Raw genomic sequence first — 23,622 nt, 5'->3', positions numbered from 1 at the left:
AAATGAATGAAAAGAGGTGAATGTGGAAATACTAGTCACAGGTGGAATGGGATATATCGGAAGCCATACTTGCGTACAAATGATTGAAGCAGGAATGACGCCAATTATTCTGGATAACTTAAGTAATGCCAATGAAGAAGTGCTTAATAGAGTTGAGGCACTCACAGGAAAACGTCCACTGTTCTACAACGGTGATATTCGCGATGACAAATTATTAGCATCAATTTTTGCTCAGCATACAATTCAATCCGTTATTCACTTTGCAGGATTAAAATCCGTGGGTGAGTCGGTTCAAAAACCAATTGAATATTATGACAATAACGTGAATGGCACTTTAGTTTTAGTGCGTTGTATGCGTGACGCGGGTGTAAAAAGCATTATTTTTAGTTCATCTGCAACCGTTTATGGTGATCCACAAACAGTACCTATTACTGAAGACTCACCTGTGGGTGGCACAACCAATCCATATGGCACCAGTAAATATATGGTAGAGCGTATTTTATCTGATTTATATGTTGCTGATGAAAACTGGTCAATTAGCTTATTACGTTATTTTAACCCAGTAGGGGCTCATCCATCTGGCTCTATGGGGGAAGATCCTAAAGGTATTCCAAACAACTTAACGCCTTATATCGCTCAGGTTGCTATTGGTCGTCGTGAAAAAGTTGCTGTGTTTGGTAGTGACTATCCGACTAAAGATGGTACCGGTGTACGCGATTACATTCACGTTATGGATTTGGCTGATGGTCATATTGCTGCGCTAAATGCACTAGGTAAGAAAGCGGGTTTACATATTTATAACTTGGGTACAGGTAATGGTACTAGCGTTATTGAAATGATTGAAGCGTTCCGCAAAGCCAGTGGTAAAGATATTCCTTATGAACTGCAACCTCGTCGTCCTGGTGATATTGCTGAGTGCTGGTCAAGCCCTGCGAAAGCAGCCGCAGATTTAAAATGGAAAGCAATCCGTTCTATTGATGATATGGCTGCAGATGCTTGGCGTTGGCAATCAAAGAATCCAAATGGTTATCTGAAATAAGCGATTAAATGCTATCGGATAATCACTAATAAATAAGAGAGAAGATTATGTCGAAACTGATTTTTGATCCTGTTGAACATCCTCATCGTCGTTATAATCCACTTACGGGTCAGTGGGTTTTAGTTTCACCACATAGAGCGAAACGACCTTGGAATGGCAAAGATGAAAAACCTCAGATAGCGACACTTCCCTCTTATGATCCACATTGTTATTTGTGTCCTAATAATATGCGAGTTTCAGGTGATAAAAATCCTGATTACAAAGAAACTTATGTGTTTAATAATGATCACTCCGCGTTATTGTCTGATGAATATAATGTAGCTCCTTCTGATAATCCTTTATTTCAGACTCAAGCTGTTAGGGGTATTAGCCGAGTTATCTGCTTTTCGCCTGATCATGGAAAAACTATTCCTGAATTACCTGTTAACCAATTACGCAAAGTCGTTGATACATGGGATAGCCAAATAGAAGAATTAAGTAAGGAATACCTCTGGATTCAAGTATTTGAAAATAAAGGTGAAACAATGGGGTGTTCTCAGCCTCATCCTCATGGACAAATTTGGGCAAGTGATTTTTTACCTAATGAATTAGCGCGTAAAGACCACTACTTACGTGATTACTTTAATCAGCGAGGCAGCAATTTATTAATCGATTATGTTAATGCTGAGATTAAAGATGGAAGCCGTACAGTAGTTGAAACTGAGTATTGGATTGCTGTTGTACCTTATTGGGCGGCTTGGCCTTATGAAACTATGCTATTACCTAAAACGCATATTCGTAGAATGAGCGAATTAACTGATATACAGCGAGATGATCTGGCATTAGCAATGAAAAAGTTAACGAGTCGATATGACAATCTTTTTCATTGTTCCTTTCCTTATTCAATGGGATGGCATTTTGCACCATTTTTTAATAATGGTGAAAATATCGATCATTGGCAATTACATGCTCTTTATTACCCCCCTTTATTGCGCTCAGCCAGTGTGCGTAAGTTTATGGTGGGATACGAAATGTTAGCTGAAACGCAAAGAGATCTAACACCAGAACAAGCCGCTGCTAACTTACGTCAATTGAGCGATATTCATTATAAAAAACAGTCCTAATTCTGTCAGAAACCTAATTAACTTCAGTTTTAATTAGCGCGATTATTTGATGATTAAACAGATAAAAGAGTGCATCTCATTAATTGTGATGTAACGGATTATTATTACTTAATTTTAAGTTGAGGAACTATTATGCAGGCACTTATTAATAATGTGACTCGCTCATTTTCGGCCGCTTTTGGTTATATACCAACCCATTTTATACAAGCGCCGGGAAGAGTTAATCTGATTGGTGAACATACTGATTATAACGATGGTTTTGTTCTTCCTTGTGCCATTAATTATCAAATGGTGGTTGCTGCGGCAAAACGCACTGACGGTATTGTTCGTGTTATTGCTGTCGATTATCAAGATGAAGCAGATCAATTTAATCTTGATTCTCCCATCGAATTTTTGGCTGATAAAATGTGGGCTAATTATATTCGTGGCGTAATTCATTTTTTACAGCAAGACAATTACCATTTTCAGGGTATGGATATTGCTATATCAGGTAATGTTCCACAAGGTGCGGGACTCAGTTCTTCAGCTGCATTAGAAGTTGCTATTGGACAAACAGTTAAAACACTTTATCAGCTTCCTATTAGTCAAAAGGCTATTGCATTAAATGGTCAAAAAGCAGAAAACCAATTTGTTGGTTGTAACTGTGGCATTATGGATCAGCTTATTTCGGCATGTGGTGAAGAAAATCATGCGCTTTTAATTGATTGTCGTTCTTTAGACACAACAGCCGTCACCATGCCTGAAGATATTGTGGTGATGATTATTAATAGTAATAAAAAGCGTGGTTTAGTAGATAGTGAATACAACACGCGTCGTCAACAGTGTGAAGAAGCGGCAAAAATATTAAATGTAACGGCTTTAAGAGACGCATCATTAGATGATTTATTGGTTAAAAAAGCGATAATGAGCGACGTGGTATATCGTCGTGCTCGCCATGTTATTACTGAAAATGATCGCACATTACTTGCGGCTGATGCTCTACGCCAAGGTAATTTACCTGTGTTAAGTCAGCTGATGGCACTGTCTCATCAATCAATGCGTGATGATTTTGAAATTACGGTGCCTGAAGTTGATGTTCTCGTCGATATTATTAAATCGGTTATTGGCGAACAAGGTGGCGTTAGAATGACGGGAGGCGGGTTTGGTGGTTGTGTGGTTGCATTAGTCACACCTGATTTGGTTAGTAAGGTCACCGAAGCTGTTGTATCACAATATCAGGCAAAAACAGGGTTAAAAGAAACTATTTATGTCTGCTCTGCAAGCCAAGGAGCGGGCTATACGGAGGCAAAGTAATGGCAGCTAATGATATTCGTTTTTTTGAACCTGAACAAATGACGGCTCATCCAGCGTGGGATGGGTTGCCTGCGGAGATAGTCACTTTAAAAAATCGCCTTGGTATGTCCATTTCTATTATGGATATAGGGGCGACATGGCTAACTTGTATTGTTCCTGTGAATGGTGTTCGTCGAGATGTGCTATTAGGCTCGCCTGATATGAACGCTCACAAACTACAAACTGCATATATGGGTGCTACTGTAGGACGTTTTGCTAATCGCATTGCGGGAAGTACATTTTCATTAGCAGAAAAGCAGTATGTTATTGCTGCCAATGAAGGTGAAAATACACTTCATGGAGGAAAACATAATTTTAGTCGTCGCCGCTGGAATATTGCTGCAAAATCAGCGCAATCTGTCACTTTTACATTAAAATCTCCCGATGGTGATCAAGGGTTTCCGGGTAATGTTGATGTTTCTGTGGTCTATACGTTAACGGATAACAATGAAGTTTTTATTAATTATCAAGCGATAAGTGATAAAACAACGCCACTTAGCTTAACTAATCATGCTTATTTTAATCTTGCCGGTGAGCACACGTTACGTACTGCACTTGAGCATGATGTATTTATATCCGCAAATCATTATTTAAAAAATGGTGCTGGTAATATCCCAACGGGTGAGTTCGTTGATGTGACTGGAACCAGTTTTGATTTTCGTAAATTAAAGCGAGTCGGGCGAGATTTTATGACCGATGAGTGTCAAAAAGCGGCTCATGGTTATGATCATGCTTTTGTTTTAGATAAACAAAAAACGGATGGGAAAACAGTTATTGCCACTGTAATTTCGCCTGAAGGTGAATTAAAAATGGATGTGATGACAACTATGCCATCAGTTCAATTTTATACTGGTAATTTCTTGGCTGAAACCAAGGGAAAAAGTCGTCGTTATGGTAATTATTCGGGGCTCGCATTAGAGACTCAATATTTTCCTGACGGGCCAAATCACCCTGAATGGGGTGATAGCCAAGGGATCCTTCCTGCTAATCAGCAATGGAATAGCCAAACAATCTATAAGTTTTATCAGTAAATAAGAGAGGAAAGTGTAAACGCTTTCCTTTTCATCACTTATTTGATCTTTTTGCTTTTTAAATTTCCAAACTTCACTGATAATCCCTACCAATGCTTTTATAGCGAATTTTTTTGTATTCAGATTAAATTTCAGGTTATTCCTTGGTGGTGAAATAAGGGTGACCTTATGAGGTGTATATGGCGACTATCAAGGATGTAGCAAAAGAAGCGGGTGTTTCTGTTGCAACGGTATCGCGAGTCATTAATAACTCGCCAAAAGCAAGCCGTGCTTCAATAGATGTTGTGAATACCGCGATGCAAAAATTAGGATATCGCCCTAACGCAGCGGCAAGAGCATTGGTTAATCAAAGTACGCAAACTTTAGGTGTGCTGGTACATGATGTGTCAGATCCCTTTTTTGGTACATTGGTTAAAGCCGTTGATAATGTTGCCAGAGATGCGGGAAAACACATTTTAGTTTGTAATGGCTATCATGATGCACAAGATGAGCGTCAATCAATCGAGCTTCTAATTAATAGTCGTTGCGATGGTTTAGTTATCCACTCTAAAGCATTAGGTGATGATGAATTGCTTGCTTACGCCAATGAAGTTAAAAGTATGGTACTTATTAATCGTTTTATTCCGGAAATAGCAGAACGCTGTGTCGCTCTTGATAATTATAAAGGTGCCTGGATGGCGACAGAACACCTTATTAGACAAGGCCATAATAAAATAGCTTATATTTCGTCAACTCATAATATTGAAGATACCGCTCAACGACTTGCTGGATATAAAGCTGCTTTAGCCGCATATAAAATCGACTTACCAACCAGTTATATTGAATATGGTGAACCAGAAGGTGAGGGGGGTGAAAAAGCCATGACACATCTTTTAACTAAATCAATAGATTTTACGGCAGTGGTCGCTTACAACGATTTTATGGCTGCGGGTGCTTTATCGGTATTAGATGAAAATGAAATTCCAGTTCCTGAAAAAATATCAGTAATTGGTTTTGATGATGTATTAATTGCTCGTTATATTCATCCTCGCTTAACTACAGTGCGTTATCCTGTTCAAATGATGGCTGAGCAAGCGGCAACACTGGCAATTCGACTTTCTCGCGGTGAAATATTAGAACAAAAACAGCGTATTTTTTCGCCAACACTTGTACAGAGAAATTCAGTATTTAATTTAAGCCATCTAAATCAGTCATAAAGCTAATTACTTTTTAGTTTTCTTTTTATTCAGTGGTTTCTAGTAGTGAGATTTGTGATTAGAAACCATATCCCCTTTTTATTTTCCTTTGTACATCTTCAATATCATCAATATAAAAGTATTTTGTTATTATATAATTATAAATTGTAATCGTTATCAATTTATTGGTGTTGTTCTTGTTTGTCTTTATTATTCTGTCTTTTTAAACATCCAAATATAGTTATAAAAATAGTTTTTTCATCAAACTATTTTTGTTTTTATGTGACGTAATCGTTTGTTTTGCTATTTCATGATGCATGTTCGTAACATTCTCGATGAATTTGTGAAGAGAGTAACGGAAAAAGGAAGTGGAAACGTTTACATTTAATCCCTCTCTATCTTACTCTGGGTCTGAAAGGATAATATTATGCATACAGAAGGTGTTGGATTAAGCACAATAGATTATGCAATCTTTGCCCTCTATGTTGTGATCATTATTAGTGTGGGATTATGGGTCTCTCGTACTAAAAATGGTGAAAAAAAAGGCACCAAAGATTACTTTCTTGCAGGTAAAACACTGCCTTGGTGGGCAATTGGTTCTTCGTTGATTGCCGCTAATATTTCAGCAGAACAATTTATTGGTATGTCTGGTTCTGGCTTTTCTATTGGTTTAGCTATCGCTTCTTATGAATGGATGGCGGCTCTTACGCTAATTATTGTTGCTAAATACTTTTTACCTGTATTTATCGAAAAAGGGATTTACACCATTCCTGAATTTGTCGAAAACCGCTTTAAAAGTCGTAATTTAAAAACGATCCTAGCGGTATTTTGGCTAGCGTTATTTATTTTCGTTAACTTAACTTCAGTTCTTTATTTAGGTTCATTGGCATTAGAAACTATTCTTGGTGTGCCAATGATGTATGCGATAATCGGGCTAGCTTTATTTGCCGTAGTTTATTCTCTTTATGGTGGACTTTCTGCTGTAGCCTGGACGGATGTGGTACAAGTCTTTTTCCTTATTTTAGGGGGCTTGTTTACGACAATATTAGCGGTGAGTTATATCGGTGGTGATGGTGGTATAACAGAAGGCTTAGCGAAAATGACCGCGGCAGCTCCTGACCACTTTAAAATGATTTTAGAAAAAGAAAATCCGCAGTTTATGAACTTACCGGGTATCGCTGTACTTATCGGTGGGTTGTGGGTTGCTAATCTTTATTATTGGGGTTTTAACCAATATATCATTCAACGTGCGTTAGCCGCTAAATCTATTAATGAAGCTCAAAAAGGTTTAGTTTTTGCCGCCTTCCTAAAATTAATTGTGCCTATTTTAGTGGTAGTGCCGGGGATCGCTGCATTTGTTATTACGACTAATCCTGAATTAATGGCAGGCTTAGGAACAATGGCTCAAGAACATATTCCAACAATGGGGCAAGCTGATAAAGCTTATCCTTGGTTAACTCAGTTCTTACCTGTTGGTGCAAAAGGCTTGGTATTTGCTGCATTGGCGGCGGCTATTGTTTCTTCATTAGCTTCAATGCTTAACTCTATCGCGACTATTTTCACGATGGATATCTACAAAGAATATGTGGGGCCAAAAGCATCAGAAACTCGCTTAGTTAATGTGGGACGTATTAGTGCTGTAGTCGCATTGATTATTGCTTGTTTTATCGCACCACTATTAGGCGGCATTGATCAGGCATTCCAATATATTCAAGAATATACTGGCTTAGTGAGTCCTGGAATTTTAGCTGTATTCTTATTAGGTCTGTTTTGGAAAAAAACCAATGCAAAAGGAGCAATTATGGGTGTCGTATTATCCATTCCTTTTGCGTTATTCTTAAAACTAATGCCATTAGGTATGCCATTCCTTGACCAGATGATGTACACCTTTATCTTTACCACGGTGGTGATTGGTTTAGTGAGTTTAACTTCAACTAAAACAGATGATAGCGTTGGTGCTATTGCACTGACTGATACAACCTTTAAAACACAAAGTGGATTTAATATTTCCTCTTATATCATCATGATTATTCTTTGTGTGTTGTATGCCGCATTCTGGTAATTATTAGAACAGAAAATAATCCCCTACAAGAAAAGGGCAAGTGGCTAAGTCACTTGCTCTTTTTTGTGATCACAGAGTGATAAATTCCTTGAGTTATCAACAATTGCGTAAATTTGCTTTGATGTAGATTAAAAAAAAATAGTTAATAGATAAAGAAAATCATTCTCATCAATAATTGATTAAGATAATATTAATAATTCTCATTTATATAATCGTTTTGATCTCAGGGAATTATTATGAATTATAAAATAGGCCTTTTAGCAGCCTGTATTTTTTCTGCCTCTTATCCTCTCTATGCACAAGAAAACAAAGAGGAAAGATTGGTTGTTTCAGCCTCCGGCTTTGCACAGCAACTCACCGATGCACCAGCAAGTATCACTGTTATTAGCAAAGAACAACTTGCCAAAAAACCCGTTCATGATCTTGCTGATGCAGTTAAAGGTGTTGAAGGTGTGAGTGTTAACGGTAATGCGAACAAACAAGAAATTACAATTCGCGGTTTACCGGGTGACTACACACTGATTATGGTGGATGGCAAACGTCAAAATAGCCGTGAATCACGTCCAAATGGAAGTGGTGGTTATGAAGGGGGATTTATTCCACCCGTTGAAGCCATAGAACGAATTGAAGTTATTCGCGGACCTATGTCATCACTGTATGGTTCTGATGCGATGGGTGGAGTAATTAATATTATTACAAAACCTATAACTAAAGAGTGGCATGGCTCTATTGGTGTGGGGGGAACTATTCAACATAATCGCGATGCAGGTGATTCTATTAATGGTGATTTTTATCTCTCAGGACCACTTATCGAAGATAAATTAGGCTTACAGCTTTATGGTGGTGGTTATTTACGAGCTGAAGATAAAATTACTTACGGTCAAGGCAGAAATGATAATAAAAATATTACTGCTAAATTGGCTTTTACCCCAACAGATAACCAGACATTTTTATTAGAAGCGGGTCGTACCACACAACAGCGCACAACCACACCTGGTAAATCGATGAGTGAGTTTACTATCCGTGGTGGTAAAGCTGATGAAAATAAAATGCTAGAGACCAATAATGACCGCAATCATTGGGCTTTAACATATAAAAATCAGATGGATATCTTGCATTCTGAATTAAGCGTTTATCAAGAACAAACTAAACGTATCACTAAAACAGAAGAAATTGATGAAAAGACGAAAGATCGCCATGAATTTTATGAAGATCGTCGCCCTGAAATCACCAACACGGTATTTGATGCCAAATTTACAGCATTCTTACCTGATAATGTGATGACCTTTGGTGGTCAATATCAATATGCTCGCTTAAAAGATGAATCTTCTCTCGGTAAAGATGAAATCAAACAATCAACAGTAACGGCTGATCAAAAAGCACTGTTTATTGAAAATGAATATAGTGTAACTGATAATTTAGCCTTAACTGGTGGGTTACGTCTTGATGATCATGAATATTATGGTAATCATTGGAATCCAAGAGCTTACGCTGTTTATCATTTAACTGATGAATTTACGTTAAAAGGGGGAATAGCTAAAGCCTTTAAAGCCCCGAGTTTACGTGAGTTAAGCCCTGAATACGGTACTTCAACAGAGAAAGGTCGTGCGATTATGTATGGTAATCGTGATTTAAAACCTGAAACCTCTGTAAGTGAAGAGATTGGTATTGGTTATGATAATGGTGATGGTATTACAGCCAGTTTGACATTCTTTAATACTGAATTTAAAGACAAACTGACCAATTACGATACGGGTGAAATAGATCCAATCACAGGCTTAAAACTTTATCAGTACGATAATGTAGGTAAAGCGAATATTAAAGGGATAGAAACGGCAATTGCATTCCCTATTGCTGAAGATTGGCGTGTAAATGCTAATTACACTTATATCAATTCAAAACGTAAAAGTGATGATGAGAAATTAGGTTCAGGTGAGTCATTAAAAGGTTATCCATTGGATATGACACCAAAACACAGCGCGAATGCACGAGTGGATTGGGATTTTAATGAAGATATGAGCTTCTACGCAAATACGGCTTATACAGGTAAGCAGATATGGGCTGCACAACGTAATGGTTTTACGGGTGCGCGTTATCGTAGTGGTTACACCACATTTGATTTAGGTATGACATATAACATTAATAAAAATACGCTGTTTAATTTGGCTGTATTAAATATTACCGATGAAACAGGTCCAGCAGTAAATGACAAAGGCGGCAACTGGGTTGTTGATGAAGGTCGTCGTTATTGGGCCAATGTAAAATATAGCTTCTAATTTTATTCGATTTAAATAAACCTCATGTTATACATGAGGTTTATTTTTTACCGCTATATCTGATTATATTATTGACGATTACGCCTTTCTTATTACTTACAGTGTATCTGACTTATGCGAATACTTATCTTATGTGGAATGATTATGTTGTCCTCTTTAGTACAAGCAAGACCTAATCAGGAGGTTCCTGAAATAAATCCTCAGGTTCAAGAATATTATCAAATAACCGAAAAAGAGATGGATTATCAAGGCGAACAATATCGTATTTTCCTTGCTATTCCTAAAGCAACAACAAAAACCTCGCTACTTTATTCGGTTGATGGTAATGCGCAATTTCCATTAATAGTTAATGAAATCGTTGAACAAAATAGTATGCCGTTACCTGTTATTGTTAGTATTGGCTATGTTGGTGATCAAGCTTATTTTATTCCTGAGCGTACGCGTGATTATACGCCAGAGGTAACAGGGGATGAGTTTAAACAAGGTGGTAATGCGGAGCGTTTTTACCAGTTTATTCTAACGCAGGTAAAACCTTATGCAGATAATCAAATCGAAACAGCTAATTTAACCATCACTAAAGGTTCATTATTTGGTCACTCTTTTGGTGGGGTGTTTACGCTATATGTTTTATTGAATCACCCTGAGACTTTCCAGCATTATACTGCGGCAAGCCCATCATTATGGTGGGGAAAAGGGGAATGGATAACTAAAGAGAAATGGCAAGTTATTCCTAATGATGTTTCAGTGACTATTACCCTTGGTGAAAAAGAAGAAACTCCCGATCTTTCCAAAATGAATCAAGAGCAACAGCAAAATCATAAAGGCCGCAGTAGTTGGCTAACACCTCGCCAATTATGTCACTATTTATCTGAAGCAGGGAAACAGTGTGACTTTCAGCTTTTTGCTGGAAAAACACATGGCGGTTCTATTCCAGACGCTATTAAAACGGCGATTAGTTATAGTGCAGAGTAATTGATTGTAATAGTTTATTAGTCATTATCCTATCTTGTAACGGTAGGATAATGACTAATCTTATCTACGTGTTTTGTCGTAATATTATTAATATAGAATTAATCTTATTTTTATAAAAATAAAATTGCTAGAGAGGCTATTCTTTTTGCAAGAAAAGGCGATAATAACTTATAGGATAAATAAAATTATTTTCTGGCATTAGATTTTATAATTTTATTTGTACTGAGTAACAAGCTATATTCGCGTCTCCTGAAATTAGGGACGCCATCCACTGCTTTTATCATGAAAACAATCATCTTTCCTAGATGAACGTTTTGCCAATATCTGGCATCGAAAAAGCAGCGCATTATCAACCGTTTGAGTGTGGAGACGAGGGTAGTGAAACAGAACACTACTTTGGTACGCAAAGGCGACGGTACATTAGTACCTGTAGCTGGGTTAACGGTATTTGCTATCGCATCAGGCTATTTAATGAGTTTAATACCACTATCAATGGATAGTTTTGGGTTTGATACTCTTTATGCTAGCTGGTTAGCAAGTATTTATTTTATTGGATTATTAATAGGTTCAGTGATGATAGAACCTATTATTGCAAGAATAGGGCATCGTCTTTCATTCGTTGTATTTTTATTATTACTGGCATTAACTGTCAGTATATTACCATTGTTGCCTTATTTATCAGTATGGATGGTGTCGCGCTTTATTGGCGGCATGGCGGTTGCAGGTATTTTTGTTGTTGTCGAATCATGGCTATTAATTGGTGATAATCCTAAAGAACGAGCTAAACGCTTGGGCTTTTATATGACCTCGCTTTATGGTGGCACAACATTGGGACAATTAGCGATTGGTGCAATTGGTACTCAGGGTACTATTCCTTTTATGGCAGTATTAGCGCTGTTATTAATCGCGGTATTACCTCCGTTGTTTTTTAAACAAGGGCAGCCACAAGGACATGTACATAAAAGTTTGTCATTAAAACAGATAAGCCGTTTAAATAAAGCCGCTTTAGTGGGCTGTATGGTTTCTGGTGTAGTGATGGGCAGTATCTATGGCATGATGCCGCTAGCATTAAATCAAGGACAATTTACTACCGATCAAATCGGTGTATTAATGGCTGCCATTATTTTAGGTGGAATGGTTGTTCAGCCGATTATCAGTAAATTGTCAGTGATAATGAGTAAAACATTGTTATTAGCAATGATGTGTTTAGTTGGAGTGTTTGCAATGGGAATGACCTATTTGTCTAACGATTATATAGTGCTAATTGTTGCGCTAGGATTGTTAGGAATGTCTTCTTTTGCACTTTATCCTATCGCAATTACTTTGGCGTGTGACCATGTGAATGCGAGTTATATCGTTGCTATTACACAAATTATGTTATTGAGCTATAGCATTGGCTCAGCAATAGGCCCATTAGGCGCAGGTATTTTTATGTCTCAGGCGAATGACGGTATTATGAACTTCTTTTTTGTTGTGTTATTAGCAACAGCTGTTTATATGCTCTTCGCAAGCTTACGTCGTAAGAGTCATATTGTATTGAACTAACCTATTTTTAGTTTTTATCTCTCTCTTTCTTGTTTATTTTATACCGAGCTTATCTTGTAAAAGAGGGCTCGGTTTTTTTATTCTTAATAATTAAGAGTTCGCTCATTTTTTTGTTAGTCTACTTAGCTAATTATCATTGCTAATAATACACAATAAATAATTATGGACACCTAACTTGCATGGAGACACACTATTGAAAATCATCTCACCTCTTTTATCTGCATTATTTTTTATTCCTTTTTCTAATGCTCAAGCGTTAACACTTGAACAAAATAAACAGCTGGTGGAACATGCGAGCAATTTACCAAGCGCTGTTTTTTACGATCCCGCTTATCGTAAGATAGATTACCCTAATGGCGATGTGCCTGAAAATTATGGGGTGTGTAGTGATGTAGTTATTCGTAGTTATCGGGGTATTGGTATCGATTTACAAAAATTACTACATGAAGATATAAAAGCTCATTTTTCTGCTTACCCTAGTCATCGTATGTGGGGATTAACAAAACCTGATACTAATATTGATCACCGAAGAGTGCCTAATTTAGAGGTGTTTTTTTCACGCAAAGGAAAAGTGAAACCAATAACTAAAAATGCGGCTGATTATTTTCCTGGGGATATTGTTAGTTGGCGTTTAGATAATGGGCGACCTCATATTGGTATTGTGGTGGATAGTAAAAGCCGTGATAACAAACGCTATTTGGTAATGCACAATATCGGTTTTGGGCAAGTGGCTGAGGATGTTTTATTTTCGTGGAAAATAACAGGACACTATAGTTATTAAATTAGTTATTAAAATAGTGATTAAAGACGACAATTAAAAATAAGCAGTAAAAATAAGCAAGTAAAATATAGATTGAAAGCTTAGTTTAATTTAAAAAATAAAACTTAATTATCAATTTTAGATAATAAATAGATAATTTAGTTATCTGATAAATAGAGAATTAAATAATCGCCCATACACTTTTTTAATAAATTGAGTACGGGCGTTATTGCTGGGAAAGAATATTTTCATCAGAAATATTCATAATTAATCCTCTAAGCCACCTAGTAACATACTAACGACGGCGATAGAACAGATGAAAGATAGAAAAAGAATAAAAAAAGAGCTACTAATCATAATGCCCTCCAAGATAACGACTATTTTTAAATAAAAAACCTCACTAAATACACATTATTATTCGATTACTATCTATACTAGATGTTTTAAACGCAAAGTCAAACTAACACATTATTTTATAATGATATTTTTCGTGGTTTTTCTTATTTTTATTAAAATAAGTCTAATAGTGTGATCTTGATGGATCAGGAGGGGCTAACCCCTCTGATGTATTATGCTGAATGTGGTAGCTCGGTTCTGGTTAATGGTGGAAGACCATAAGCAGCCCTTGCTCGATCACAAGCCTCATTTTGCACGCCATTAACCCAGGACTGATTAAACTCACGGCAAGGTGATGGGCGTTGTTCATAGATAGTACAACTCACACATTCACCTACTTCCCCAACCAGTTTTGCACAACGAGGTTTCTTTTCATTAGTACCTTTCATACAAGATAAAAATGGTGTGAGTGGTTCTGTTAATTCATCAGGAACAACACCGCCACCGCTGACCATTTCTGCCCAATAGAAAGAGACTCTAAAATAGGCGCAACAAGCACCACAATGCATACAGGGATTATCCTGCATATAAATAAAATCGTTAGACTGTTTGCTCATACCAGATACCATTTTATCTGACGTTAAAGTAACAAAGGGGCGCTTTAACAGCGCATTTATTTAAGAGAGGCAATAAAAAGACAGAGAAACAATGCTTCTCTTAAGAGAGTACATTATGCGCTGAGTGAAAATGTTTTTTCAAGAGGAAAGTCTGGTTTGATACAACTATATTTATACTAAAGCAGTCTATTATTTTATATAAACTAATTAAGCAAATTATATGACTTAATGATAAACGATGTTGTAATCTTATTTATAGCGTATAAAAAAGAGTGGGCTGTATTAAAGTTAATCGATTAGCTATATGAGAAGTGCAAAAAACCTCATTTTTATCATGAGGTTAATAGGTTAAAAAAGTAACTAGGATAGCAATAAAACGAGTAATTATTTTTTCGTTTATTTAGTTATTTTAAAAAGGACCTTTAAAAATAAATAAAGCGCCGGCACCAATTAAAAGAAAGCCAATAAAATGGTTTAGCGTGAAGTTTTCACCTAAGTAAGTAACCGAAAAAATAGCAAAAATAGTTAAAGTAATGACTTCTTGAATCGTTTTTAATTCAGCTGCACTGTAGTAATTATGGCCTATTCTATTAGCGGGTACAGCAAAACAGTATTCAACAAAAGCGATTAGCCAGCTTAAAATAATAACAATAATTAAAGGTTTATTCCCATATTTAAGGTGACCATACCAAGCAAAAGTCATAAAAATATTTGAAATAATCAATAAAATAATAGGAGTAAATTTGTAGAACATGTTGGCAATACCATTGGTAATGATTAAGGCAAAAATGCCTAAATGAAGACGGTGAGATTACTGCAAAAAAAGATATTTTTCTATTAGCTTAAGTTAAAATAATCAGACGATTTAAATTGTAATAAGAACTGATAAAAATGCTTTTTTCACTTTTTATCATAAATTAAGTGTTAACCACAAAAAATTCACTTTTATCCTCTTTTTTATCAATAATAATCCCTTGATATCATTCTTAAATGTGATCTTTTGATAAAAAAATGATGCAAAAATGCGAGATAAAAAAGAGAATTAATAATAATTTCTTTATATTATTACTGCGCAATATTCTTTTTATTTTGAGATACGATATATCCTATTTTTGCTGTATCGCATTAATAGCAGTGGTAAATATTAATTTATACTTTAGGCTAATAATAGTTTTATTATTTAATATTTTATCATTGGGAGTTAGCATGAAAGTGAGTGCATTTATTATTTCTTGCAGTTTATTCATGATGAGTTTTCTCTCTTTTTCTTCTATTGCTCAAGTAGCAAGTGATCCTCTAACAAAATGTTATGAATTAACCTCACAAGCACCTAGAACAGAAATTCAGACTTGTTTATTAGATGAGTTAAAACTTTCAGAGCGGCAAATGAATTTGATTTATGAAAAAAGTAAAAGTGATCTTGAAGATATCGACTCTGTTGCAGTAAAAAGTGCGATAGAAGCATTGGTGAGTTCACAAGAGCATTTTATAAAATTTAGAAGTGCTGAGTGCCAACGTCAATCATCATTAGTGATGGGAGGTACAGGGGCTGGTGATGTTTTGTTAGCCTGTGAAGTTAAACTTAATCAATGGCGAGCGAAAGTATTGTTAGAAAATTAATCACGCCGCTGATATGTATCAATATCTAGCTACAATGATAAGATCGCAATAATAAAAAGACGCCTTTATTTGGCGTCTTTTATATTAATAGGCCAATCCTTTGACCATGACCTTAGTTTGCTTGTTAACGTTATTGTTGTAATTAACTGATTTTATATGTTATTAACAATCTTCAATAATAAGATAAGCAGCATGAACAGGGCCATGAACGCCCCATACTTTTATCAGTTCAATATCTGCGGTTGAACTTGCGCCACCAATTAAGTTAATACATGAAGGCATTCTAATGCCATCTTGCGCCATTTTATGCAGACGTTCTGCAATTTGTGCAACACGAGGTAAAATATCGCTTTTACGCAGGATCACAATCGATGTTTCTGGCAATAAACTGACTGAACGTCCTTTTTCAGGAGATGAAAACAATACGATCCCCCCTGATTCTGTTAATCCAGCTTCGGCAAAAACAATACCAATTTGCGATCTTTCAGCATGAATAATGTTGTCATAACCTAATTGTGGATCCCAAACATAGGTTTCATATTTTTCACTAATGGCCTCAGTGACACCAAGATCATGTAAACGTTGATCACCACTCATCACCACTGAACCCTGACAATCATAACTTTCACATAATTCAATGAGGCTATTAATGAGATCATTGGGTTTAGTAACGACACATTTCACCATTTGTGTTTGTGCGAACTCGGTAAATGCGTTGCATAGCTCATCTTGTGATAGATTTGCCAACCGCGTTTTTGCTAAATCATTAACAGGTGTTGGCTGAGGCTGTGGTGTATGTGCAACAGGACGACCTAATTGTTGAGCAATAGTTTGCAGAAATTCATTACGATTTTGTTCATTCAACATGTTATTTTTTTCCTTCTGCTTTATGGCGTTTAAACCAACTACGGAAACTATAGCCATCAGGTTCTGGAAGATCTCTTGATGCCATCCAATCATTTAATACGCTGATCTTAATTGGCGTAGTGCCTTTTTTGATCATTAAGCCCGCCATTTTCGCACCGACATTCATGCCCACTTTCCATAATGTAGGATGTGCATTTAGGTAGTTAAACATACCTGTTACGCGACGTTCAGCTTTTGGTGTTAAGCCGCCTTCTGCCATAACTCGGCGATGTTTTAAAATTAACTGTGCTAAAGGAATTTTAACAGGGCAAACGACATTACAGGCATTGCACAGTGAGCAAGCATAAGGGAGATCATGAAAATCTTCATATCCGCCTAATAAAGGAGAGATAACGGCACCAATTGGGCCTGGATAAATAGAGCCATAAGCGTGACCACCAATATTACGGTAAGCAGGGCAGGTATTTAAACAAGCACCACAGCGGATGCAACGTAAAATATCTCTAAACTGCGAACCTAAAATTTTAGAACGGCCATTATCTACAATAACTAGATGGAACTCTTCTGGGCCATCAACATTACCCGCTTCTCGGGGGCCTGTTACCCATGTGTTATAACTGGTGAGGCGTGACCCCACCGCACTACGGCATAGCATAGTAATAAGCGGATCCACTTCTTCAAATGTTGGCGCAATACGCTCCATTCCCATTACGGCAATATGGGTTTTTGGTAATGTCGTTGTCATACGCGCATTACCTTCATTGGTGACTAAACAAACAGAACCTGTTTCAGCAACAGCAAAGTTACAGCCTGTTACACCAATATCGGCAGAGAGGAAATCTTGGCGAATACGTTGACGAATAAACAGTGTAATATCTTCAGGATTTTCGCTACCTTCATAACCCAGCTTTTCATTTAATACTTTACGAATTTGGTAACGATCTTTATGAATTGCAGGCACGACGATATGTGATGGTGGATCGTTATCCACTTGAAGGATATATTCACCAAGATCGGTTTCGATAATTTCAATGCCTTCATTTTGTAAGGCTTTGTTCATGCCTATCTCTTCAGTCACCATTGACTTAGATTTGACTATCTTTTTGGCATTTTTCTTTTTGGCTACTTCGCAAATATAACGAGAAGCATCTTCAGCGGTTTTGGCAAAATAGACATGGCCACCGTTTTCGGTTACTTTTTCTGATAATTGATAGAGATAAGCATCAAGATTTTCAAGCACATGATTACGAATTTGTTCAGCACGATCTCGCCATTCTTCCCAATTGCCCAACTCCTTAACCATAATTTCACGGTTAGCCCCGATACGTTCTTGCGCCATGACAACAGCATTACGCATGATAGTATCTTTCATCTCATGTTCTAGGCGGGGTCTGAAATCTATATCACTGGTTTTAATCGACATAGTGGGCTTCCTTATTGGCTCATTAATACTTGTGCAATATGCAGCACTTTTACAGGGCGTTTTTCACGGTTTAAACGCCCCTGTATGTTAATTAAGCAGCTGGTATCAGCACCAATAACATAATCAGGACTCACTTCCATGATATGTTTAACTTTCTCAGTTACCATCTCACCTGAGATTTCAGACATCTTAACGGAGAACGTACCGCCAAAGCCGCAGCAGGTTTCGGAGTTGGCAAAAGGCAGCATTTCAAGCCCTTCAACATGTTTTAGTAGTGTTAATGGCTCACTTACAACGCCCAATTTTCGCGTTAAACTGCACGATGGATGATAAACTGCTTTTCCTGGAAGGCGCGCACCTACATCAACAATACCTAATTTGTTGACAATAAAGCTGGTTAAGTCGATTAATCGGTCTGCAACACCTTGTGCGCGTAATGCCCATTGTGGCTCATCAGCAAGATAAGTCGGATAACCTTTAATGGCATAAGTACAAGATCCCGCTGGTGAAATTATTGGGTAATCATTGACTTCCAATGTTTCAATTAAGGATTTCATTGCCGGTTTTGCACTATTTACGTAGCCGCTATTTAAAGCGGGCTGACCACAGCAACCTTGGCGTTCTTGAAATAGTACTTCGCAACCTAGCTTCTCAAGTAGCAATACGGTATCTCTTGCTGAATCCGCCTTCAGCACATCCCCAAGGCAGGTCGCATAAAAATTAACTTTCATTAATTGAACTCCATAACATCGCTCAGATGTTGTCATTTTTACTTAAAATAAAATTCTTTTTACTGTGTTATTTATTAATGAGAAGTGAGTAAATTAAGAACTCACTTCTCTTTTATCAGTTAATTCATTAGGTGATAAATAATGCCAATTTTTGCCCCAAGAATAACAATGTAAGCGATACAATATTTTAGGGTTTCACGCATAATGGCACTACTTTGGCCATCCATTTTGGTCGCAGAAACCGCTATCGCAATACTTTGAGGGGAGATCATCTTACCGCCGGTTGCACCCGAGGTATTTGCCGCGGCAAGAATGAATGGGTCGATATTGAGTTTGGCTGCCGCACTGGTTTGTAACTTACCAAACAGCACGTTAGAGTTGGTGTCACTACCGGTTACAAAGGTTCCCAACGCACCAATCACTGGGGCAATAAAGATAAAACCAGAGCCGGTTAAATCGACCAGTGTTTCAGCAATACTGCCTATCATGCCACTGAAATCCATAACAGTTGCCATCGCAACTATCGCCATAATGGCAATAATGGAATTTTTTAGTTGGATAGTGGTTTGAACTAATACTGAAATCAACGTTGAAACGCTGGCTCCTTGAATTGTTCCTCCCACAAAGCTCGCTAGAATAATCAACACACCCGGAGTGCTTAACCAAGCAATAGTTTGATATTCAGTTTGTGAATCACTTAATACAAATGGAATTTTTGTAGAGATAGCACCAGCTGCACTTTGTAATGTTGGGAACAGTGGTGAACAAGCAAGAATAAAAATAAAAGTGAATAAATAGATAGAGCTTGCTGTCAGCAGTTCTTTTGCAGTGTATTTCTTAGTATTTTTATTATTGTTATTTTTACCTTTCATGCATTTAGCCAGGCAAACAACAACAACAAGGCTCACTAAACTACCAGCAAAAGCTGGTAACTCTGCACCTAAATTGGCGGCGACGATATATTGTGGAATAAGTGTACTAATACCACACATCAGAGTGATAAATACCACACCTTTAATGGCTTTAATTCCGCCACCAGCTATCGCAACAATAACGAACGGCAGCAAGATATTAAATAATCCTAGCTGAATAATAATCGTTTTACTTAAAATTAGGACATCAAGCCCGGTATTTTGCGCAAGAATAGAAACCGGGATCCCTACCGCACCAAATGCGGTGGGCACAGTATTGGCAACTAAAGAGGCAACAGCGGCTTTGAATGGATCAAATCCTAATGCAATTAAAATTCCGATAGGGATAGCAACCGCAGTACCATATCCTGCAACTGCTTCTAGAAAACCACCAAAACACCATGAAATAAGCAGCACTTGCACACGCTTATCATCACTAATGCCTGCTAGCACATTTTTTAAAACTTCCATGCCACCGGTTTTTAACATTAAGTTATAACTGTAAATAGCGGCAAGAATAACGATGATTATTGGCCACAATCCTTTCACTGCACCATAAAGCACAGACATTGAGGCAAATTGGAGGGTGTTGTTCCAATGGAAAATAGCAAGAACGACAGAGATAGCTAAAGAGACAAGCACTGCATGGTGAACTGCAGATTTCATCTTTAATATCATAAAAATCAGAACAGCCAAAGGAACTATTCCCAATAAAAATGATAGATAGTCTGACATGTTATTTTTATCCTTAAGTTTGCAATTTTTATCGTTTATTACTGCGTCGGCAAAACTATAAGTTGGTCATTATTTTATTGTGTAGGGTACTCGGTTTTATTAATGCTCTACTTTGCTGAAACGATAAACTATAAGTAAAAAAAGATAGTTACCTAACTAAACAATGCTCATAATAATTACATAGGAGATTGTCAGGTTTGATAAGTTGGCTATTGTAGGGAATATTTGAAGAGATGTAATAGAATAAAATCAATTGTGTGACAAATATAAAAAAAATCCTTTTTTGTTATGATTTGGTTATTAATTGGCTGATTTTTTGACTTTCATCAATGTAATTGAGTTATTAATGTTGTTGCAAATATTGATTTAGATGAAAAAAAGTACAGCATTATTCTTTTCATCGCGATAACTTTATGGACACACTAAGTAAAAAAAAGCTTTTTCTGTTTTAAAAATTATTTTTCTACGCACTAAATTGATAAAATTTTTTAATGTATTTTGGTTGGTTTATATTGGCCGTAAAGCGGTATTTTAGCGTTGTTTTTTAATAATATATTTAAGTTATAAACTTGATTTTAATTTAACTTATAAAATTATAAAAATTAATTATTAAAATGTTAAAGTTATTTTTTTATTAAATTTTCTATGTTTTTATCCGTGTTTTTTAAATTTTAGTTTTTTTGTTTTTATATTTAACTGTTATTTTTAATATTGTATTTTAATATAATTAAAATTATTATTAATTTTTTATCTTTAAAAATATTATTGTTTTGTTTGTTAATTTTGATAATTTCTGTGAAGGTTTTTAATAAGCTTTACTTTGAATTAGACCTATAGATATTATATTTTTATTATTAATATTTTAAATTTATTTAATTCTATTTTAAATGATAATATAAATTGAATTATACAATTTTACTAAATTTATATTTATTGTTTAAATAATTAAAATGTTCTTTTAGCATCAGTGATGGAGGTCTTTATCGCGCTTAGGCTGCTAAAATACTAGCGTTGTGTGATGCTTTATTTGTATTACAAATCAGCATTATAAGTAGATTGTTTATGTGGATTTTGAAATGAAAAATCATCATGTTGATCGTGTTTTTTTTAATTACTACTCTTTTGTGTTATTTTTTTTACTAAAAAAATAAGTTTTAGCTATTTTTATTTATAATTTTTATTAGTAAATTTTTGCTATTTGTTTATTTTAAATTCTCAGAATTTATATTTTAATTATTTGATAAATTCACTTTTCATATATGATGTTTATTTGTAGAAAAACGATACCGATTTATCTATCTTGTGTCAGTATTATTTTTTTTTGATTTTTAATTTGGTCTTATGGTTATTTGTTTAATTTTAGAACCTAACTAAGGGAAAAATTCATTAGTTACGTACTGATATTATTTTCTTCTATATGGTGTTTTTGGCATGATGGTTTTATTCTCATAGTGCGTTTTTCTTACATTCTCGGTGGTTGATGATAAATTGTCAAAAATATGGTGTTTGCTCTAATAATAATTCACAGTAGCAATGTAACTAAAGGGTAAAAAAATGCGTCGTATTGCTGTGTTTTATACTCTAATTTATATTATTAGTTGATAAAAAATATCGGCGGTTATGTTAGCGATGTTTTAGGATTTAACATTTGAGACAGTAGTCTCTTTTTTAGAAAAAAAAGAGTAACACAATCACTGAAGTAGTATTGAAGCTATAGAAATTTAAATCATGTTAGAAGGTTCAAGTAGGGGAACGGTCTTTGTTTTTTGTATATTAATTAAACACACAATGGTGTGTAAAAAAGAAAAATGATTTTTTACCTCAAGATCCCTTTAGATATATTTTTTATCTTTTTCGATAAAGGTGAAAACTTTATCAGTTAATTAGATAATTTATAGTAAATGTATATGTAAAAATGGTAGTTTTTTGTACAAATGCTACATCGATACTTTTTGACTTTTTGACTTTTTGACTTTTTGACTTTTTGATTTAAACAATGGCGGCACATTAGAGAGCAAAAAAATGTACTCCTTATATGAATTGAGATGTCATCGCCGATATCCATAACGAAAATATGCAAATTGCAGTGTTATCGGGTCATGATAAGAGGACCATTCGATGATTGGTCTAATGTTTTTTAGCATTTGATTATACTTATCCAGCAACAGCATCTGTAATTAATGGGGTCGCCACTAGTATGACGATTACGACAACTTATTTGTAGTCAATTAGTTTTAATAATTTTGGCATAATATAAAGGTAACATTTAGATAGATACTATCTTTTCTATTTTTAACTTTTGTAACAGTGGGCATGCTGTATATTGTGTATAAGAAAATAATAAGATAAAACGACTGTTAATTCGTATAAAGGCAAAAATAGATGCGTAAAATAGTTATTTTTTTTAGCTTACTGATTTTAGGATTTAGTCATATGGCATATTCAGAACAAACACTTGTTTTTGTAAGACATGGTGAGAAACCGGATAATGACAGCGGGCAATTAACCTGCAAAGGTTTAAACCGTGCTTTATCTCTGCCAGATGTACTTATTAATCAATTTGGTAAACCTAACGCATTGTTTGCCGCTGCACCTAAGCAGAGTAAGTTAGGTAATTCATTACGTTCTTTACAAACAATAACGCCAACGGCAATTCGAGTCTCACTACCTATTCACCTTAATTTTCATGCAAAAGAAATAAAAGGGTTGAAAGAAGAATTATTGAGTAACCAATATGAAAATACAGTTATTTTTATTGCATGGGAACATGATAATTTAGTTAAAGTGACTAAAGAGATAATGAAGCAAGAAGGGGGAGACCCTGATTTAATTCCGAAGTGGAAAAGTAGTGATTTTGATAGTATTTATATTTTAAAAATAATCCGAAATGAAGAGGGGGGTAAAAGCGTTTTATTTGAACAGAGACAACAAGGGTTAAATGAAGTTTCAGAGAATTGTGTTCACACTTTATAATCACTTTATCGTGATAAATGCATTTTATTGGTTTTTAATGATTAATAATTCTACTTTTATTTTTTATACCTTACTTTAATTTGTGACTTTATATTTATATAGATGGTGTGATGT

Annotated in this window: 18 protein-coding genes; 12 read left to right on the top strand and 6 right to left on the bottom strand. The window is 35.6% G+C overall.

Features of this window, described 5'->3' with window-relative positions:
- Positions 1 to 22 precede the first annotated feature (22 nt).
- From galE to PH4a_RS01865, 10 genes are all read left to right on the top strand, one after another.
- The gene (gene galE / locus PH4a_RS01910; protein ID WP_129037336.1) at positions 23 to 1,039 is read left to right on the top strand and encodes a UDP-glucose 4-epimerase GalE; all 1,017 of its coding nucleotides are present in this window, start codon (positions 23 to 25) and stop codon (positions 1,037 to 1,039) included.
- Positions 1,040 to 1,086: 47 nt separating this feature from the next.
- On the top strand, positions 1,087 to 2,142 hold the full coding sequence (locus PH4a_RS01905; RefSeq protein ID WP_129037334.1) for a UDP-glucose--hexose-1-phosphate uridylyltransferase: 1,056 nt from the start codon (positions 1,087 to 1,089) through the stop codon (positions 2,140 to 2,142).
- Between the two features lie 132 nt (positions 2,143 to 2,274).
- Positions 2,275 to 3,435 (top strand): galactokinase, encoded by a 1,161-nt coding sequence (gene galK / locus PH4a_RS01900; RefSeq protein ID WP_129037332.1) that lies wholly within the window; start codon positions 2,275 to 2,277, stop codon positions 3,433 to 3,435.
- The gene (galM, locus tag PH4a_RS01895) at positions 3,435 to 4,505 is read left to right on the top strand and encodes a galactose-1-epimerase (RefSeq protein ID WP_129037330.1); all 1,071 of its coding nucleotides are present in this window, start codon (positions 3,435 to 3,437) and stop codon (positions 4,503 to 4,505) included. Before galK ends, galM begins: the two co-directional genes overlap by 1 nt.
- 179 nt (positions 4,506 to 4,684) lie before the next feature.
- Positions 4,685 to 5,701, top strand: coding sequence for a substrate-binding domain-containing protein (locus PH4a_RS01890; RefSeq protein WP_129037328.1), 1,017 nt, complete (start codon positions 4,685 to 4,687; stop codon positions 5,699 to 5,701).
- Between the two features lie 406 nt (positions 5,702 to 6,107).
- Positions 6,108 to 7,742 (top strand): sodium/sugar symporter, encoded by a 1,635-nt coding sequence (locus PH4a_RS01885; RefSeq protein ID WP_129037326.1) that lies wholly within the window; start codon positions 6,108 to 6,110, stop codon positions 7,740 to 7,742.
- A gap of 236 nt (positions 7,743 to 7,978) precedes the next feature.
- The gene (locus tag PH4a_RS01880; RefSeq protein ID WP_129037324.1) at positions 7,979 to 10,018 is read left to right on the top strand and encodes an IreA family TonB-dependent siderophore receptor; all 2,040 of its coding nucleotides are present in this window, start codon (positions 7,979 to 7,981) and stop codon (positions 10,016 to 10,018) included.
- 114 nt (positions 10,019 to 10,132) lie between these two features.
- Positions 10,133 to 10,990, top strand: coding sequence for an alpha/beta hydrolase (locus PH4a_RS01875; RefSeq protein WP_129037322.1), 858 nt, complete (start codon positions 10,133 to 10,135; stop codon positions 10,988 to 10,990).
- 378 nt (positions 10,991 to 11,368) lie between these two features.
- Positions 11,369 to 12,535, top strand: a complete 1,167-nt coding sequence (locus PH4a_RS01870) for an MFS transporter (RefSeq protein ID WP_129037320.1) — start codon at positions 11,369 to 11,371, stop codon at positions 12,533 to 12,535.
- A gap of 280 nt (positions 12,536 to 12,815) precedes the next feature.
- Entirely contained in the window at positions 12,816 to 13,316 is a 501-nt protein-coding gene (locus PH4a_RS01865) for a DUF1287 domain-containing protein (protein ID WP_244212956.1), read from the top strand.
- 548 nt (positions 13,317 to 13,864) lie between these two features.
- Here the strand turns inward: PH4a_RS01865 and PH4a_RS01860 are convergent.
- Both PH4a_RS01860 and PH4a_RS01855 read right to left on the bottom strand, forming a co-directional pair.
- Positions 13,865 to 14,248: a YkgJ family cysteine cluster protein gene (locus PH4a_RS01860; protein ID WP_064720660.1), complete on the bottom strand. Its 384-nt coding sequence runs from the start codon at positions 14,246 to 14,248 to the stop codon at positions 13,865 to 13,867.
- A 409-nt stretch (positions 14,249 to 14,657) separates the two neighbouring features.
- Positions 14,658 to 15,002 carry a DMT family protein gene (locus PH4a_RS01855; protein WP_129037315.1) on the bottom strand — a complete coding sequence of 115 codons (345 nt, stop codon included), beginning with the start codon at positions 15,000 to 15,002 and terminating at the stop codon, positions 14,658 to 14,660.
- 452 nt (positions 15,003 to 15,454) lie between these two features.
- Here PH4a_RS01855 and umoC point away from each other — a divergent pair, with 452 nt between their 5' ends.
- The gene (gene umoC / locus PH4a_RS01850; protein ID WP_129037313.1) at positions 15,455 to 15,868 is read left to right on the top strand and encodes a lysozyme inhibitor LprI family protein; all 414 of its coding nucleotides are present in this window, start codon (positions 15,455 to 15,457) and stop codon (positions 15,866 to 15,868) included.
- A gap of 162 nt (positions 15,869 to 16,030) precedes the next feature.
- Here the strand turns inward: umoC and PH4a_RS01845 are convergent, their stop codons facing one another.
- The 4 genes from PH4a_RS01845 to PH4a_RS01830 form a co-directional block, all read right to left on the bottom strand.
- Positions 16,031 to 16,735: a LutC/YkgG family protein gene (locus tag PH4a_RS01845; protein ID WP_129037311.1), complete on the bottom strand. Its 705-nt coding sequence runs from the start codon at positions 16,733 to 16,735 to the stop codon at positions 16,031 to 16,033.
- Position 16,736: 1 nt separating this feature from the next.
- The gene (locus tag PH4a_RS01840; RefSeq protein WP_064720653.1) at positions 16,737 to 18,158 is read right to left on the bottom strand and encodes a LutB/LldF family L-lactate oxidation iron-sulfur protein; all 1,422 of its coding nucleotides are present in this window, start codon (positions 18,156 to 18,158) and stop codon (positions 16,737 to 16,739) included.
- An 11-nt stretch (positions 18,159 to 18,169) separates the two neighbouring features.
- A complete protein-coding gene (locus PH4a_RS01835) occupies positions 18,170 to 18,889 on the bottom strand; it encodes a (Fe-S)-binding protein (protein WP_064720651.1) in 720 nt (239 codons plus the stop codon).
- A 119-nt stretch (positions 18,890 to 19,008) separates the two neighbouring features.
- Positions 19,009 to 20,535 (bottom strand): L-lactate permease, encoded by a 1,527-nt coding sequence (locus tag PH4a_RS01830; RefSeq protein ID WP_129037309.1) that lies wholly within the window; start codon positions 20,533 to 20,535, stop codon positions 19,009 to 19,011.
- A 2,382-nt stretch (positions 20,536 to 22,917) separates the two neighbouring features.
- Here PH4a_RS01830 and PH4a_RS01825 point away from each other — a divergent pair.
- Positions 22,918 to 23,508 carry a histidine phosphatase family protein gene (locus tag PH4a_RS01825; protein WP_129037307.1) on the top strand — a complete coding sequence of 197 codons (591 nt, stop codon included), beginning with the start codon at positions 22,918 to 22,920 and terminating at the stop codon, positions 23,506 to 23,508.
- Positions 23,509 to 23,622 lie beyond the last annotated feature (114 nt).

Source organism: Proteus hauseri (genome assembly GCF_004116975.1).
GTDB classification, from domain to species: domain Bacteria; phylum Pseudomonadota; class Gammaproteobacteria; order Enterobacterales; family Enterobacteriaceae; genus Proteus; species Proteus hauseri.
Note: the sequence above shows the minus strand (reverse complement) of the source record. Positions and strands in the feature narration are given on the sequence as shown.

Bases quoted from the DNA above. Each gene is read 5' to 3' on its own strand.
- PH4a_RS01905 (WP_129037334.1), top strand. From the start codon at position 1,087: ATGTCGAAACTGATTTTTGATCCTGTTGAACATCCTCATCGTCGTTAT.
- galK (WP_129037332.1), top strand. From the start codon at position 2,275: ATGCAGGCACTTATTAATAATGTGACTCGCTCATTTTCGGCCGCTTTT.
- galM (WP_129037330.1), top strand. From the start codon at position 3,435: ATGGCAGCTAATGATATTCGTTTTTTTGAACCTGAACAAATGACGGCT.
- PH4a_RS01890 (WP_129037328.1), top strand. From the start codon at position 4,685: ATGGCGACTATCAAGGATGTAGCAAAAGAAGCGGGTGTTTCTGTTGCA.
- PH4a_RS01885 (WP_129037326.1), top strand. From the start codon at position 6,108: ATGCATACAGAAGGTGTTGGATTAAGCACAATAGATTATGCAATCTTT.
- PH4a_RS01880 (WP_129037324.1), top strand. From the start codon at position 7,979: ATGAATTATAAAATAGGCCTTTTAGCAGCCTGTATTTTTTCTGCCTCT.
- PH4a_RS01875 (WP_129037322.1), top strand. From the start codon at position 10,133: ATGCGAATACTTATCTTATGTGGAATGATTATGTTGTCCTCTTTAGTA.
- PH4a_RS01860 (WP_064720660.1), bottom strand. From the start codon at position 14,248: ATGAGCAAACAGTCTAACGATTTTATTTATATGCAGGATAATCCCTGT.
- PH4a_RS01855 (WP_129037315.1), bottom strand. From the start codon at position 15,002: ATGTTCTACAAATTTACTCCTATTATTTTATTGATTATTTCAAATATT.
- umoC (WP_129037313.1), top strand. From the start codon at position 15,455: ATGAAAGTGAGTGCATTTATTATTTCTTGCAGTTTATTCATGATGAGT.
- PH4a_RS01845 (WP_129037311.1), bottom strand. From the start codon at position 16,735: ATGTTGAATGAACAAAATCGTAATGAATTTCTGCAAACTATTGCTCAA.
- PH4a_RS01840 (WP_064720653.1), bottom strand. From the start codon at position 18,158: ATGTCGATTAAAACCAGTGATATAGATTTCAGACCCCGCCTAGAACAT.
- PH4a_RS01835 (WP_064720651.1), bottom strand. From the start codon at position 18,889: ATGAAAGTTAATTTTTATGCGACCTGCCTTGGGGATGTGCTGAAGGCG.
- PH4a_RS01830 (WP_129037309.1), bottom strand. From the start codon at position 20,535: ATGTCAGACTATCTATCATTTTTATTGGGAATAGTTCCTTTGGCTGTT.
- PH4a_RS01825 (WP_129037307.1), top strand. From the start codon at position 22,918: ATGCGTAAAATAGTTATTTTTTTTAGCTTACTGATTTTAGGATTTAGT.